Source organism: Pseudomonas sp. 24 E 13, from assembly GCF_900004715.1.
GTDB classification, from domain to species: domain Bacteria; phylum Pseudomonadota; class Gammaproteobacteria; order Pseudomonadales; family Pseudomonadaceae; genus Aquipseudomonas; species Aquipseudomonas orientalis_A.
Genome location: NZ_CVTO01000160.1, coordinates 33,198 through 47,846, shown reverse-complemented (window position 1 = coordinate 47,846; position 14,649 = coordinate 33,198). Strand labels below are relative to the sequence as shown.

The following is a 14,649-nucleotide window of genomic DNA, read 5'->3' as shown; positions in this document are numbered from 1 at the left end:
GGCGGAACCCTAAGTGGCCGTTACCGCAGAAACGGATATGTACTCGATCTGATCCAACATCCTGGTCGGCTCTGAGGCCGCCATCGGGGGCAAGCCCCCTCCCACATTTGGGCCGGGATCGACACAAAATCCTGGTCGACCCAGAGGCCGCCATCGTGGGCAAGTCGAATCGTCGCACCGCCCCTCCCACATTTGATCCCTGTTGTCAGGGCGCTATTGCTTCCAGGCGGCCGCGTTCACCAGATTCTGCGGCCGTTCGCCCGCCAACGCCTGCAACAGATTATCCACCGCACACCTGGCCATCGCTTCGCGCGTCTCATGGGTCGCCGAGCCGATGTGCGGCGTGGCCACCACATTGTTCAAGCGCAGCAGCGGGGACGCATGATCGAGCGGTTCTTTCTCGAACACATCCAGGCCGGCGGCGCGAATGGTGCGCTGCTGCAAGGCCTCGACCAGCGCCGCTTCGTCCACCACCTTGCCCCGTGAAATGTTGATGAAGATCGTCTCCGGCCCCATCAGCGCGAACTCCTCGGCGCCGATCAACTTCTCGGTCTCGGCGGTGAGCGGCAAGGTCAGGCAGACGAAATCGGCTTCTTTGAGCAAATCCTGCAGGCTGCGGTACTGCGCGCCAAAGCGGGCTTCTACCGCAGGCTTGGGCGAATGACTGTGATAGATCACCGGCATGCCGAAGCCACAGTGCCCGCGCTGGGCCAGGGCTTCGCCGATGCGTCCCATGCCGATGATACCCAGGGTTTTGCCGTGTACGTCGCTGCCGAAATGCGACGGGCCGATGTTCTTGTTCCATTGGCCGGCGCGCACCAGGTCGGCCAGTTCCACCACGCGCCGGGCAGTCGCCAGGATCAGCGCAAAGCCGGTGTCGGCGGTGGTTTCGGTGAGCACGTCCGGCGTGTTGCTGAGCAGGATGCCGCGTTGGGTGAGGTAGTCGATATCGTAGTTATCGACGCCCACCGAGACACTCGCCACCGCCTCCAGTTTCGGCGCCAGGTCGAGTAGCCCGGCATCCAGGCGCAGGCTTGCGCCCAGCAGCCCGTGGGCGCCCGGCAGGGCGTCGCGCAAGCGGACCAGGCCGGACTCGTCCAGGGCGTCGATCAGTGTCACGTCGGCCTGCTCATGCAGGCGCGCCATCAGCGGCGCAGACAGCTTTTTGTATAAAACCACGGATTTTTTCATCAGGAATGGGCCTTCATGTCGAGGGTGGCCAAGGGCGTGCGCTCACGGTCACTGGCACCCGGCTTGAGGAAAATCGTCAGCACCACCGACAGCAGTAATGCACCGCTCATCAGCAGGTAGGAGGTCCCGGGCGAGCCGGTGCTGCTATTGAGGTAACCCACCAGATAGGAGCCGCCGAACGAGCCCAGCGCGCCCATGCTGTTGATCAGCGCCATGGCGCCACCGGCGACGTTGGCCGGGAGGATTTCCGGGACGATGGCGAAGAACGGGCCATACGGCGCATACATGCACGCGCCGGCAATCACCAGCAGCGTGTAGGACCACCAGAAGTGTTCCGCGCCGAGGGCGTAAGAGGCATAAAAGGCAATCGAGGCAATCAACAGCGGCGGCCATACAAAGCGTTTACGCTTTTGCAGCTTGTCCGAGCCCCAGGAAACCACCAGCATGCCGATCACGGCAGCGAGGTAGGGCAGCGCCGAGAGCCAGCCGGCCTCGACCATGTCCATTTTCAGGCCGGCCTTGAGGATCGATGGCAACCACAATACAAAGCCATACACGCCAATGCTCCAGCAGAAGAACTGCAGCGCGAGGATGATCACCTTCGGCGAGCGGAACGCTTCGGCATAGTTCTTCACCGCCTTGATACCCACCTGTTCGGCGGCCAGGGCGCTTTCCAGGCTTTGCTTTTCGCTGTCGCTCAGCCACTTGGCATCCTTGGGGCGCTCATCGGCCAGCTTCCACCAGATAAACGCCCACAGCACCGCCGGCAAGCCCTCGATGATAAACATCCAGCGCCAGCTGAAATGCTGCACCAGATAGCCCGAGACGACCGACATCCACAGCATGGTCACCGGGTTGCCGAGGATCAGAAAGGTGTTGGCCCGCGAGCGTTCGGCGCGGGTGAACCAGTGACACAGGTACACCAGCATCGCCGGCATCACCGCGGCTTCGACCACCCCGAGCATGAAGCGAATCACGATCAGCATGTAGGCGTTGGACACCACGCCCGTCAGGGTGGCCAGGCCGCCCCACAGGATCAGGCTGACGAAAATCAGTTTCTTGACGCTGCGCTTCTGCGCGTAGATCGCCCCCGGCACCTGGAAGAAAAAGTAGCCAAGGAAAAACAGCGCGCCGAGCAGGGACGACATGCCCGGGGTGATCATCAGGTCTTCGGCCATCCCGGAGGCGGCGGCGAAGCCATAGTTGGCGCGGTCCAGGTAGGCCAGGCTGTAGGTGATAAACACGATGGGCATGATGTACCACCAACGGCGGGTGGCAAGTTTCGCGGTTTCCATAAGGTTGCTCCTGAGCTTGTTGTAGTTGTGGCAACAGGTAGTGGGTTATGCAACGGATCGGTGGGGTAGTTCGGCGCGGGTAGGCAGCCCTTCCATGTCGCCACGGCTCTGTACGGCGCGGCTGCCGATCCAGTTGCCGCGTTGTACCGCCTCGGGAAAACTGGCGTTTTCCAGCAGGGCGCTGATCATGCCCACGGCAAAACCATCGCCGGCGCCCACGGTGTCGACCACCGTGTCCACGCGCACGGCGGCGACAAAGCCCTGGTCCATCTGCGTACGGTAATAGGCGCCATCGGGGCCGAGCTTGATCGCCACGGCTTCGGCACCCTGGTCGAGGTAGAACGCGGCGATATCCGCCGGGTCATCGAAACCGGTGAGCAGCCGGCCTTCGCCCAGGCCGGGCAATACCCAGTCCGCAAGGCCGGCCAGGGCGTTGATTTCGCGGATCATCTGCGCCTGGCTGTTCCACAGGGAGGGGCGCAGGTTCGGGTCGAATGACACGCTGCGCCCGGCCTTGCGCATCTGCGTCATCAGCTCCACCGACAATTGGCGGGTGGCCTCGGACAACGCCGGCGGAATTCCGGTGGCATGCAGGTGACGGGCTTGCAGCAGGGCCGGGCGGATGTCCGCAACCGACAAATGGCTGGCCGCCGAACCTTTGCGGAAATATTCCACCTGGGGATCGGCGCCGGACTCTTCGCGGGACTTGAGCTGAAAGCCGGTGGGGTGCAGCGGGTCGACGCCCACATGCCCGCAGTCCAGGCCTTCGCTGACCAGGGTGTCGACGACGAAGCGCCCGAGGGAGTCATCACCCACCCGGCTCAGCCACGCCACATTGAAACCCAGGCGCGACAGGCCAATCGCGACATTACTGTCGGCGCCCGCAATGCGTTTGTGAAACTGGCCGACCTGGGCCAGGTCGCCGGTCTGCTCGGCGACAAACATCGCCATGGTCTCGCCAAACGACAGGATATCGATCTCAGACATGGGCATTCTCCACACGGGGTTGGCCAAGGCGGGCGAGGGTGGCGACCTGTTGTGCGGTCACCTCGACCAGGTCATCGCCCTGCAGCGGAAACTCCACCGCCCGGGTAATACCTTGAGTCATGTGCGTGAGCAGTTGTTCCCACAGATGCAAATCGGTGGCGCCGGGCGGCACGGCCACCAGCTTGCCGTCCGCGCGACGGGCGACGGCCTTGCAGTGCAGGTAGTCCACATGCCGGCCCAGCAGGCGCGCGGCGGTGAGGGCGGACTGGTCCTGCCACTGCCAGTTGCCGATGTCGAAGGTCATCTTTACAGGCAGGCCCAGGCGTTCGACCTCGGTGAAAAACCGTTGCATCGGCTCGATCCGGCCGCCATGCAGGGTCTGATCGTTTTCCACCAGCAGCTTGACCGCGTGGCGATCGAGCAGGGCCTGCAGGCTCTCCAGGTCGTTGGTGTCGGTGAAGTAACCCAGGGAGACTTTCAGCCAGCCCGAGCCGAAGGCCTGGGCGCGGTCGAGGGTGGCGGCGAGGTCCGGATTAGGCTGGGCACGCCCGGCCACCCAGAGTTCCAGGGGCGAGGAAAACACCGAGTCCAGGCCGTGCTCGGCGGCGGCGCCGGCCAGCGTGTCGGGCTGTTCGGTGGTGAGCAGTTCTTCACGCCATTCGATGCGCCGGGCACCGGCGGCGCTCAACAGTGCGACAAAACTCAATTGGCCCTGCTGGCGCACGAGGTCGGCGCCGTAGCTGGAAAGGCTGATGGAGACGGGATATTCATGCATTATTGTTTACCTCTGAAACCGGTTTCATTTTTCTTGAAAGAACGTACGACTCTGTAGGAGCGAGCTTGCTCGCGAAAAACCAGAGAGCGCCGCGTTAAACCAGAGTCGCGGCGTTACCGTTGGCGATTTTCGCGAGCAAGCTCGCTCCTACAGGGAGTTGGGTGGAGCCTCGGATGATCAGTTGGGGCAGGAAATCCAGGGTGCGGGTGGGGGCTGTGTCGCCACGCAGGCGCTTGAGCAGACAGTCAAACGCGGTGGCGCCAATCGCCTCAGTGGGCTGGGCGAGGGCGGTGATGCCGTTGCCCACCAGTGGATACCACTCCAGGTCATCCAGGGCGATCAGGCCGACATCATCGAACAGGTTGCTGCCCAGGTTTTTCAGCGCCCGTGTACAGGCCAGCGCAGCAACACCGTTGGCGCAAAACAGCGCCTTGGGGCCGGGCTTGGCCAGAAAGGTTCGCAGGCGGCTCTCCAGCTCGCCATCCAGTTCAACCATGGCACCGGTCAAGTCCGGGCGCCGGGCAATCTCGGCGTTGAAACTGTGCAGGCGCTCCAGGCGCGAACTGGTGCCATCGGTGGCTTCGCTGACCAGCAGCAGGTCGCGATAACCCTGTTGCTCCAGGTGCTCCACCGCCATACGCACCGCCGCCGGGTTGTCCAGGCCGACCAAGTCGCTGTGCAGCGGCTCGACCTTGCGGTCCACCAGCACCAGGGGCATTTCCCGTTGCAGTTCCAGCAGTTGGTCGAGGTGATGGCCGAGGGTGTTCACGATCAGCCCTTCGATGTTGTACGAGCGCAGCGCCGCCAGGTGCTGGCGCTCCTGCTCGTCATCGCGGTCGGTGTTGCACACCACCAGGCTGTAGCCGTGCTGGCGGCAGGCGGTTTCGACACCGTGCATCACCGCGATGGAATAGGGATTGCGGATATCGGCCACCAGCATGCCGATCAGGCGTGTGCGTCCGCGCTTGAGGCCGCGGGCCATCTGGTTGGGGCGGTAGCCGAGTTCAGCGATGGCCTGCTCGATACGCAGGGCGATGCCGTCGGAGAGCAGGGCGCGGTCGTCGCCGATAAAGCGCGACACGCTGGCTTTGGATACGCCGGCGCGTTCGGCCACATTGAGCATGGTCACACGGCTGCGCTGGGCGGAGGAAAAAGAAGTCACGGTGGCGGGCCTTTCTTATTGGAATTAAACAATCGGTACGCGCTGAAACCGGTTTCAGAAGACACCACACCGTGCGAGTCGTCAAGAAAAAACCTGATGGACCTGCATGCTTGAACGGCTGGAATCCGACGAGTGGATAGCCACACCTGTGAGTTCTGACAGTATCGAACGGGTGTGATTGAGGCTTTAATTTCTTCAACCCCAGGCCGGCTCTTACGGTGATTGCTGGTTGTTCCCGGCTGCAATGTTGAGGAAATGTTTATGTCCGATACCTACGAATCAGCGATCAGCGCCGACAGCTCCAGGCTGTATGACAACGGGCCTCTGGCATTGGCCCCGATGATTATTCCCGGGGTGGATCCGCTGGATCCGGAGGGCCTGATTCCGGCGGCGCTGATGCTTGCACCGCTTCAAGTGCTTATTCCCCAGTGGGGGCCGCCACCGGAAACGCTGGACACGCCGCATATCCTGACGCTGTATTGGGCACGGGGCGGTACGGTGGTCTATAGCGCCTTCCTGACGATCAATGCGCCGCCACCGCCACTACCGATCGACCACCAAATGTTCATTCCGCTGGTCGTACTGCGCGCCTTATCGGGCCCCGTTGAGCTCTATTACTCCGTCACCGACTCATTTGGCGGGGTGACTGTGCTGGACCCTAAACGCACACTCACCGTGGACATGGATGAGCCCCAGTTGTTGAACCCTGCGGATCATCTGGAGTTTGTGGTGCCGCCGTCACCGGTGATGGACGAGGCGTATCTGCTCGCCAACCCTCTCGTTGCGTTTCATGTGCCGCCTTACAGGGGACGTAGCGATGGCGACGTCCTTCACTTCTACACCTCCAATCTGCCCAACCCACCAGTCGCGCGTGAGGACGGCCTGTACGAGTGGGTATCGAGTGGCGAGCCCCTGATCGCGTATCTGCCCGCCGACGTATTTCGTCGTCTGGACAATGGCGCCGCTTATATCTTTTTTCGCATTTTTGACAAGGCCGGTAATTTCAGTGATCGCAGTGCGGGCCTTCCGTTCCAACTGGGCCTGATCCCTTTGCCTTCTGATCTGCCGCCTCCCGAAATCTTTCCTCCTGAGCGTTACAGCGACTTGTTGATCAATCGCGAAGATGCCAGGGCCGGGATTTTTGTGCGGATCGGCAGCTATACTGGCTGGGCTCCCGGGGATCAGGTTGTGGTGTATTGGAAGGGCCGACCCACCTCGCTTCATCCCGTCACGGGCTTCCCCATCGATGTGCCGATTCCGTGGCCGGTGTTGCGCGGGCCGCTGACGGATACGCTGGCGCCGGAAACGGTGCCGGTACGCTATGAGATTATTCGCGGCACCTTGCCCCCTTTTCCTTCGTTTGCCATTCGCGTGAATGTGAACCTGACCATCGCCGGGCAGGACCACGCCAATGCCCCGGCACTGCTGAATCCGGATTTACCCCTGGCAGAGGTTCGCGGGCTGGTGTCCAACCTCCCGAATGTGGTCAACCATGATGACAACCCGGCCGGCGCGCGGGCCCGCGTCTTCCTGTATGAAAAGCCGGAGCCGGGGCAAGTCCTGCGGTTCTTCTGGAACGGTGTGGGGCCGGTCGCGTCCTACACCGTTCAAGCGGGGGATGTAGAAGGCCAGCTGGTGTTTTCCACGGTCATTCCCTGGGCGGTCATGGCGGGTTTTATTCATCCTGCCTTGCCCGTGTACTACACCACCAGTAATGGTGTGAATGAACAACAGTCTGAAAACACATTCGTCAATGTCAACACTGGCACGCTGATCTCATTTCCAGCGCCGATATTGAAACATACCCTGGTAGGCGGAGCTGGTTATTTAGCCTGTTGCTCAAAACCCGAGGTGTTTTATGGCGTGCATTGGCATATAGCCCATGATCAAGGCTTTGAACTTGATGATGTCGTGAGGTTTTTTTGGGCTGGATACCACACGAATAATTGGGAGGGGCCGGTGATTGAAGAGTCTCGCTATGCCGAGAGTAAATCCTTTGATAGCGATTATGATTTGATCAATGGGTTGGACTTTACGGTAGCGCCCTATGAAGAAAAAGTTGTACCCATGTACGACTTTGGTTCCGCGCAAGCGTTTTATCAAGTCAGGCGTCATGGCGTATTGATCGGCGAGTCCGTGCCCAGAAGAATTCGTATCGATTTAAAATATTCCGCCGGCGGCTATTGTAAGGCGGGTGACATTATTAACTGTTCCGCGACGGGGCAAGCAACCCTCGTCCTGCCTGAATAAGTTAAAGCAATTGCCGCGTTTTTTATGGGCTGAAGTTTAGGCTGCTGTGATTGAACGAGTGTTAGAAATATTCGCAATGTTGTAAGGCGCGGATGCTCGCGCCTGGAAGTTACGCTTATTTGAAGAATCCTGGAGATATTATGAAAAGGCAAACGCTGGAAGCTATTCGGAATTTCCAAAATGAACGCAAAGCCAACCCAGGCGTGTTCGCTTTGCCGGACGCCAGGCTGGAGGGGGAGGTGCCCGGATTTCCTGGGTTGATCACCAGATCGGTCGCTCTCGGCGAAGACATGATGGTGACCCTTCCGCGGCCGGATGATTTCAGTACCAACCCGCTGGAGCCTGATGTCTATACGCTGTGGGTGCAGCCCAATGATCAGACGGATTGGGCAAACCCTATCATCGTTCCGGCAGCGAACGTTCCGGCCACCGGGCTTGAAATCAATGTTGTCCGCGGGCGGCGCCCTGTCGGTATCAATAAGCTGAAATATAGAATAGATGTTTTCAGTGTTGGCAACAGCACCGAGTCCAACCCGCAATTGCTCATCATCGATCTTGAACCGCCCTATGCAAGTTGGGTGGGGACCATCCCTGCACCCATCCCTCCTGTTGATTTACCCGAAAGCGTGGATGCTGATTACTTCTCGAGCAAGCCCAATCAGACGGCAATCTTCAAATTTCCCGATTATGTGGGGCAAGGCAAAGCCCCAGGCGACAAGGCACTGCTTTACTTTGCTGATTTGGATGAGCCGTATTTGCCGACAGCCGGTGACACGAACCCGTTTTGGACGATCCCCGCAGACCTCAGCTTGCCCCTGCCGCTTTCGGTGGTTCAAGGCCATCCGGATGGCTTGCATAGTTTGCGCTATGTGATTGTGGACGCGGCGGGCAATGAGTCGAGGTTGTCTGGGGCGTTTAACCTGGATGTGAGCCTGTTTCCCAAACCCGGCAATTTCAAGGTGCCTACCATTGACTTGGCGGTTCCCGGCGATGGTTTGCTCAACCGTGCTGATGTAGCGGCACTTAACGGCGCGATAGTGCGTATTGCCCAATACGATAATGTGCTGCGCGCGGACGATGTGCTGAGTATCACCCTCACCACCTCCCTGGGCAGGCAAACCTTGCCCGACTTTCCGGTCGCAAGCGCAATTTTTCCGATTCCGGTGCAGGTCAATTACGCGACACTGGTCGCACTCTATGGGGCCACGGTAGGCGAGTTGCCATTGACGGTTTCCTATGTGGTCAAGCGTCGCTCGGTCAGTTACCCCGCGGGCTTGACGGCGACGACCGACCTGGACCTGTTTGTCGTAGGCCCAACCCCGGAGGGTCCCGATCCGATCAACACCAAGCTCAATCCGGTACGCGTGATAGGCGTGCGGCAGGACGGCACTGAAGGGCCGGATGACAACCAATTGACCCCGGCGCATGCGTCCAGAGCTGCCATCGCGCGGATCAGACTGTGGGCTGACCCCCCGACACCTGACGCCAGAGATTTTACGATCAAGCTTTTTTATAACGGCAATATGGTTGAGTCCCGCTTGATCACCGGTGGCGCCGCTAACCAGGAAGTCGATATGAGTATTTCGTGGGCCGCCATCTTCGACGGTAAAAACGGGACCAAATTGGCGTATTACACCATTGAATCGGCGGGCACTACCAATACGCAGCAGTCGCCTATCACACCCGTCAATGTGACTGCGATCGTCATCTCACTGGACCCTCCGGTAGTGAGAAACCTCAACGCGGCCGGCTTCATCAACTGTGACAGTTTCAGGCCTGTGGGGCCGCCCCCTGGGAACCTGGTGGTGTTTATTCCACCCAGCAATGAGTTTCGAATCAATATGGTGGTGACGTTGCATTCGCAGGGCTACAGCGATGACCTCGGAACAACGCCCGTAGGCGCTGCTGTTGGCTTGGCTACCAGGACCATCCTGACGGAGACTGATATCAACCTCGGGTTCGAAGTGAATTTGGGGCCTTACGCGACCGTCTTCAAAACCATTCAACCGAATGCTGCTGCACGCCTGATGGGGTCGATGAAACTCTGGTACAGCATCCCAATGAGTGGTGGCACTACCTTGGACTCCGACGAAGCTCTGCATCGAGCGCGCGGTCATAGAGCTGGCGCGCCAGGGACGCCTGGCACTTTCTGTGATGGAACTCCTGTACCCGCTTAGTTGTGTTTAGTCATTAAGACCTAAGAGCGATGATCCCGCTCTTAGGTTTTTTTTTCTCGAAAAAAACTGTTCTGACTTCGCTCTCAAACCCCAGTTCATACGGCTACTTAAGATTAATCCTACATAAAATGGTAACCGCTCTGGATACCTTGGCACCGCTCGTTTGGCTGGCTCCCGCGCACTTTGGATCCGGCCATATTTTTTCCGTGAAGGAATGCCAACCCAGAGGTCCGTTCAATGTCAATTGTATTCAATTTCAAGCCATCGCCTTTAAGTCTGGCGTTGAAAGCCAACGCTGTCACGTTGTTGATGCTTGTAGCCCATGCCGCCGATGCCCGTGTCATCACCAAGCCTGACGATTTCGTCGTGCCTGGGCCAACCCCGGACGCGTTTGAGTTAAAGCCAGGCTCCGGCTTTACGGTCAAGGGGGCCGTCACCAAGAACATTTCCAGTCAGTCCGCAACCTTGACACTCGACCCGGGCAGTTCTACCCAGGACATTACTGCCTATACGTCCACTGTTCGTATCGACGGTTCTGATGTCATTGCGCGTAGCACCGCCAATGCCGCCGTGCAGGCCAGCGACAGCAATGTATTTATCACCAACAGCAACATCCTCAACAAAAACGGCAGCGGGCTGGTCGCCGGCCGGCAAGACGGGTCCAAAGAGGGCTCCAAGATCAAAGTGGTCAACTCCACCATCACCGGCACGCAGCGCGGCGCCAGTGCCAGCGCCTACAGCGTACTTGACCTGGTCGATACCAAGGTTCAGGCCACCGGTGCGACCGGTGTGGGGGTTGCCCTGTTCAGCGGTCAGGCCTATGCCACCAACAGCCGGATTGTCGGCGGGCAAAACGGCGTGCAAATGGGCATCGACGGCTCCTCCGGTGTACTGGGCAGCAGCCTGGTGCTGGACGGTTCGAGCGTTGAAGGCACAAGCGGCGCGGCCATTTTCACTCGGCAGGGCAGCAACGCTGACATCCAGGTTCGCAATGGCTCCAACCTGATCGGCGGTAACGGCAATCTCCTCGAAGTCACCGGCGGCTCCACAGCCAACCTGAACGTGGACAGCAGCTCGCTGTTCGGTGACGTGGTGGTCGAAGACGGCAGCCAGGCAAAAGTGCAACTCAATAACGGTGCCTTTCTGACAGGCCAGTTGAAGAACGTCGCCGAATTGAGCGTGAACGAAGCGTCCACGTGGGTGCTGGTCGGCAACAGCACTGTCGACGCTCTGAAAATGGGCGGTGGCGCCGTGGAGTTCGGCGCGCCGGACGCGTTTTACCAACTGGATGTGAAGAGCCTGGACGGTAATGGCACCTTCATCATGCACACCGACTTTTCCACCAACCAGACCGACTTCCTCAACGTACAGGGCAAGGCCGAAGGCAACCACAGCCTGCTGTTGGCCGCCACCGGCTCCGAGCTGGCCAAGGGCGAGCCGATCAAGGTGGTGCACACCGAAGGCGGTGATGCGCAGTTCGCCCTGGCGGGCGGCACCGTTGATATTGGCGCCTTCGATTACGGCTTGAAGAAAGAAGGCACCGACTGGCTGCTCGACCCCTCCCGTCGCGGCACCAGTACCACCGCTCACTCGGTGCTGGCCTTGTTCAACAGCGCGCCGACCGTGCTGTATGGCGAGATGAGCATCCTGCGTACGCGCATGGGTGAATTGCGCTTCAGCGAAGGCGCGGGCAACGGTATGTGGATGCGCAGCTACGGCAACAAGTTCGACGTAGCGGCCAACAAGAACGGTGCGGGCTACACGCAAAACCAGAAGGGCTTCACCATCGGTGCCGACGCGCCGTTGTCGAGCGGTGATGGCCAGTGGATCGCCGGTATGATGGCCGGTCACAGCGTGTCCGACCTGAGTCTGAACCGTGGCAGCAGCGGCGAGGTCAAGAGCTACTACGTGGGCGGTTATGCCACCTGGATGGACGCTGAAAGCGGTCTGTACTTCGATGGCGTGGCCAAGCTCAACCGGTTGCACACCGATAACAATGTGACCATGAGCGATGGCAAGAAAGCCAAAGGCAACTATGCGCAAAACGCCGTGGGCGCTTCGGCTGAATTCGGTCGCCATATCAAGTTGGACGACGGCTTTTTCGTCGAGCCTTATGGGCAGTTGTCGGCCACCATCACCCAGGCGCAAAGCTACGACCTGACCAATGGGCTGCACGCCAAGGGTGATCGTTCCAGCTCGGTGGTCGGCAAGCTCGGTGTGACTGCGGGCAAGAACATCCAACTGGACAGCGGCGGTATCCTGCAGCCTTACTTGCGCACTGCGGTGGCCCATGAGTTTGACCAGAGCAACAAGGTGTTCATCAACGACCAGAGCTTCAACAACGACCTGTCCGGCTCGCGCATCGAGCTGGCGGCTGGTGTGGCCATGACCGTATCGGAGAACGTCAAGTTGCATGCCGACATCGAAACCAGCCAGGGCAAGAAAATCGACCAGCCTTGGGGCGTCAACTTTGGCGTGCGTTACGATTTTTAAGGCGCGTGTCTACGTGAAAAGGGAAGCTACGGCTTCCCTTTTTTTCGTCTTCAGATCAGCAGGCTCAACCAGGTCGAACCCAACAGCAGCAAGGCCGTGCACCGGTTGAAGCGTTGCATCGCCTTGGTCGAGCGCAGCAACCGATTCGAGCCGGCCCCCAATATCGCCCAGGCGCCGAGACAGGGCAGGGAAATCGCGAAAAACAGCAACGACAAATACAGCACCTGCGCCTGACGGTCCGGCCCATTGCCGGCAAACACACTGACCACCGCCACGGCCATCATCCATGTCTTGGGGTTGATCAATTGCAGGCCGGCGGCGCCGGTGAGGCCCAGGCGCTTGCCGGTGGTGTGCGGGCTCACAGCCTTGGGCGGTGCGCTGTAAATCTGCCAGGCCTGGTAGCTCAACCAGGCAACGCCGGCCCATTGCATGGCGCTTTGCACCTTGGGCACTTGCATCAGCGACTGGCCAAGCCCCGACCCTACCAGCAAGACGATGCCTGCGGCCCCCGTGCACGCGCCGAGGATGATCGGCAGCGCGGCCTTGAAGCCATAACGCGCGCTGTTACTCAACACCAGCACATTGGTGGGGCCAGGTGTGATAGAGGCGACGAACGCGAACAGCATGAAAGGGATGAAGGTGGACAGCATGGCGAAGCACTCCGGTAAAGCCATTGATGGAGTCGATCTTCATTCGCCTGCGGCTCAGCTGTCTGGAAGATTTGAGCAGCGCTTGCGGTACGCGGCGGGCGTCAGTCCATACGCCCGCACAAACCAGCGGCCCAGGTGACTCTGGTCGGCGAACCCCAGCGCGCTGGCGGCATCGGCCGGTTGTGCGCCTTTGGCGAGCAAGTGCCGGGCGCGGGCCAGACGCAATTGCACCAGGTAGGCATGGGGCGGCAGGCCGAAGGCGCTTTTGAACGCGCGGGTCAGGCGAAAGCGGTCGACACCGCAGGCCAGGGCCAGTTCGTCCATGCCAATGTCGTGGTGCAGATGGTCATGCAAGTATTCCCGCGCCCTGTGGGCGACCTGCGGCAGGCGCGGGTCCTGGCTGTAGCGGCGGCGCCAGTGAAGTTGCCCGGTAAGACGGGCCAGCAACTGATCCAGTGCACTTTGCCGCACGATCCGCAGTTCGTTGTGATGCAGGCTCTGGAACGCCTGGCTGGTCGCCTGGGCCAGCTGCGGGTCATGGGTCAACGTTCGGGCGAAGCTCAGTTGATGGTCGGCCGGGGCTTGCTCGAACACCGCCGAAACTTCGCGCGCGAGCCAGTACGGGTCCAGATAAAGCATGCGGTAGGTGAAGCCATCGGCAGTGGGCGCGTTACCGTCGTGGATATCTCCAGGCTCCAGCAGGAACACTTGGCCCGGCACACTGTTATGGCGGGTGCGCCGGCAATTGAACTGCTGCACCCCTTGCTCGGTAACGCCGATCAGGTAGCTGTCATGCCAGTGCGGGTCGTAGGCGTGCCCTTGGAAATGCGCGCGCAGGGTCTCTATGCCGGTATCGGCGTCCTGGGACAGATCGATCCAATTGTGCGCGGCCATAAATCACCGAGGATGAATGTGTATCGCCATTAGGGCCCACGGTCGGCCCTGCGTCTAGAAGGTTTGTGCAGCCTCAGCCGAACAGCCCTGCGGCAATATTGATCGAGAACCCTAGAATCGCCGTGTTGAATAAAAAGCCGATCAACGATTGTCCCAGCACTACCTTGCGCAAGCCGCGGGTGGCGACGCCCACATCGGAGGTCTGCACCGCCACGCCGATGGTGAAGGAGAAATACAGAAAATCCCAATAGTTGGGCGTGAGCAAGCCTTCGGCAAAGCGCAGCGCCGGTTCCTTGCCATTCCAGGTGTAATAGAGCCTGGCGTAGTGCACGCTGAAGATCACCCCGATCAGCAGCCACGAACCGATCACCGTCACCCCGGTGAAAGCGTAATGCAACAGGCGCTCGGTGGTTGCCAGGTCTTTGCTGCCCGCCAATTCGAAAGTGATGGTTGCCAGGCTGGCGATGGCGGCGATGCACACCATGAACAGCACCAGCCCGGCGTTTTCGTCTTCGACTTCAGCGATGCGCTTGACGTCCTCGGCCTTGGCGCGAATGGTCAGCCACAGCATTAGTACCAGGTAGGTCCAGACGCCGGCGTTCCAGCCGATCAGGATTTTGCTGGCCAACGCCTCGGCCGGCACCAGGAGGCCCACGGCAAGGCCCAGCACGGCGGCGGATGAAAGGCGAGGGTGGGTGCGGGCGAGGAAGGGCATGGCGGCTCATACTGGGTAGTTTTGAGCACCATAGCTTATTCGGTTGTACTTGATCATGAA

At 60.1% G+C, this 14,649-nt stretch carries 11 protein-coding genes; 3 read left to right on the top strand and 8 right to left on the bottom strand.

The features are described 5' to 3' along the window. Nucleotides 1–213: 213 nt before the first annotated feature. The 5 genes from BFP90_RS26285 to BFP90_RS26265 all read right to left on the bottom strand — a co-directional run bounded on the left by BFP90_RS26285 (nucleotide 214) and on the right by BFP90_RS26265 (nucleotide 5,410). Nucleotides 214–1,191 carry a 2-hydroxyacid dehydrogenase gene (locus tag BFP90_RS26285; protein ID WP_065898393.1) on the bottom strand — a complete coding sequence of 326 codons (978 nt, stop codon included), beginning with the start codon at nucleotides 1,189–1,191 and terminating at the stop codon, nucleotides 214–216. Then, a complete protein-coding gene (locus BFP90_RS26280; RefSeq protein ID WP_065887373.1) occupies nucleotides 1,191–2,486 on the bottom strand; it encodes an MFS transporter in 1,296 nt (431 codons plus the stop codon). Before BFP90_RS26280 ends, BFP90_RS26285 begins: the two co-directional genes overlap by 1 nt. A gap of 45 nt (nucleotides 2,487–2,531) precedes the next feature. Further along, a complete protein-coding gene (locus BFP90_RS26275) occupies nucleotides 2,532–3,473 on the bottom strand; it encodes a sugar kinase (protein ID WP_065893153.1) in 942 nt (313 codons plus the stop codon). Next, the gene (locus BFP90_RS26270) at nucleotides 3,466–4,248 is read right to left on the bottom strand and encodes a sugar phosphate isomerase/epimerase family protein (RefSeq protein ID WP_065898391.1); all 783 of its coding nucleotides are present in this window, start codon (nucleotides 4,246–4,248) and stop codon (nucleotides 3,466–3,468) included. The genes BFP90_RS26275 and BFP90_RS26270 overlap by 8 nt, the downstream gene beginning before the upstream one ends. Nucleotides 4,249–4,342: 94 nt before the next feature. Next, nucleotides 4,343–5,410 (bottom strand): LacI family DNA-binding transcriptional regulator, encoded by a 1,068-nt coding sequence (locus BFP90_RS26265; protein WP_065898390.1) that lies wholly within the window; start codon nucleotides 5,408–5,410, stop codon nucleotides 4,343–4,345. A gap of 261 nt (nucleotides 5,411–5,671) precedes the next feature. Between BFP90_RS26265 and BFP90_RS26260 the strand changes: the two genes are divergently transcribed. The 3 genes from BFP90_RS26260 (at nucleotide 5,672) to BFP90_RS26250 (ending at nucleotide 12,330) form a co-directional block, all read left to right on the top strand. After that, nucleotides 5,672–7,660 (top strand): hypothetical protein, encoded by a 1,989-nt coding sequence (locus tag BFP90_RS26260; RefSeq protein ID WP_065898388.1) that lies wholly within the window; start codon nucleotides 5,672–5,674, stop codon nucleotides 7,658–7,660. 140 nt (nucleotides 7,661–7,800) lie between these two features. Further along, nucleotides 7,801–9,837 (top strand): hypothetical protein, encoded by a 2,037-nt coding sequence (locus BFP90_RS26255; protein ID WP_256097516.1) that lies wholly within the window; start codon nucleotides 7,801–7,803, stop codon nucleotides 9,835–9,837. A gap of 237 nt (nucleotides 9,838–10,074) precedes the next feature. Continuing rightward, on the top strand, nucleotides 10,075–12,330 hold the full coding sequence (locus tag BFP90_RS26250; RefSeq protein WP_065898386.1) for an autotransporter outer membrane beta-barrel domain-containing protein: 2,256 nt from the start codon (nucleotides 10,075–10,077) through the stop codon (nucleotides 12,328–12,330). A gap of 50 nt (nucleotides 12,331–12,380) precedes the next feature. On the opposite strand, the gene BFP90_RS26245 is transcribed toward BFP90_RS26250, so the two are convergent. From BFP90_RS26245 to BFP90_RS26235, 3 genes are all read right to left on the bottom strand, one after another. Next, nucleotides 12,381–12,980: a LysE family translocator gene (locus tag BFP90_RS26245; protein WP_065898385.1), complete on the bottom strand. Its 600-nt coding sequence runs from the start codon at nucleotides 12,978–12,980 to the stop codon at nucleotides 12,381–12,383. Between the two features lie 54 nt (nucleotides 12,981–13,034). Further along, nucleotides 13,035–13,874: an AraC family transcriptional regulator gene (locus tag BFP90_RS26240; RefSeq protein ID WP_065898382.1), complete on the bottom strand. Its 840-nt coding sequence runs from the start codon at nucleotides 13,872–13,874 to the stop codon at nucleotides 13,035–13,037. A 73-nt stretch (nucleotides 13,875–13,947) separates the two neighbouring features. After that, a complete protein-coding gene (locus BFP90_RS26235) occupies nucleotides 13,948–14,589 on the bottom strand; it encodes a DUF1345 domain-containing protein (RefSeq protein WP_065898380.1) in 642 nt (213 codons plus the stop codon). Nucleotides 14,590–14,649 lie beyond the last annotated feature (60 nt).

Coding starts and splice junctions, on each gene's coding strand:
- BFP90_RS26255 (WP_256097516.1), top strand. CDS start 7,801: ATGAAAAGGCAAACGCTGGAAGCTATTCGGAATTTCCAAAATGAACGC.
- BFP90_RS26245 (WP_065898385.1), bottom strand. CDS start 12,980: ATGCTGTCCACCTTCATCCCTTTCATGCTGTTCGCGTTCGTCGCCTCT.
- BFP90_RS26250 (WP_065898386.1), top strand. CDS start 10,075: ATGTCAATTGTATTCAATTTCAAGCCATCGCCTTTAAGTCTGGCGTTG.
- BFP90_RS26235 (WP_065898380.1), bottom strand. CDS start 14,589: ATGCCCTTCCTCGCCCGCACCCACCCTCGCCTTTCATCCGCCGCCGTG.
- BFP90_RS26285 (WP_065898393.1), bottom strand. CDS start 1,191: ATGAAAAAATCCGTGGTTTTATACAAAAAGCTGTCTGCGCCGCTGATG.
- BFP90_RS26270 (WP_065898391.1), bottom strand. CDS start 4,248: ATGCATGAATATCCCGTCTCCATCAGCCTTTCCAGCTACGGCGCCGAC.
- BFP90_RS26275 (WP_065893153.1), bottom strand. CDS start 3,473: ATGTCTGAGATCGATATCCTGTCGTTTGGCGAGACCATGGCGATGTTT.
- BFP90_RS26240 (WP_065898382.1), bottom strand. CDS start 13,874: ATGGCCGCGCACAATTGGATCGATCTGTCCCAGGACGCCGATACCGGC.
- BFP90_RS26280 (WP_065887373.1), bottom strand. CDS start 2,486: ATGGAAACCGCGAAACTTGCCACCCGCCGTTGGTGGTACATCATGCCC.
- BFP90_RS26260 (WP_065898388.1), top strand. CDS start 5,672: ATGTCCGATACCTACGAATCAGCGATCAGCGCCGACAGCTCCAGGCTG.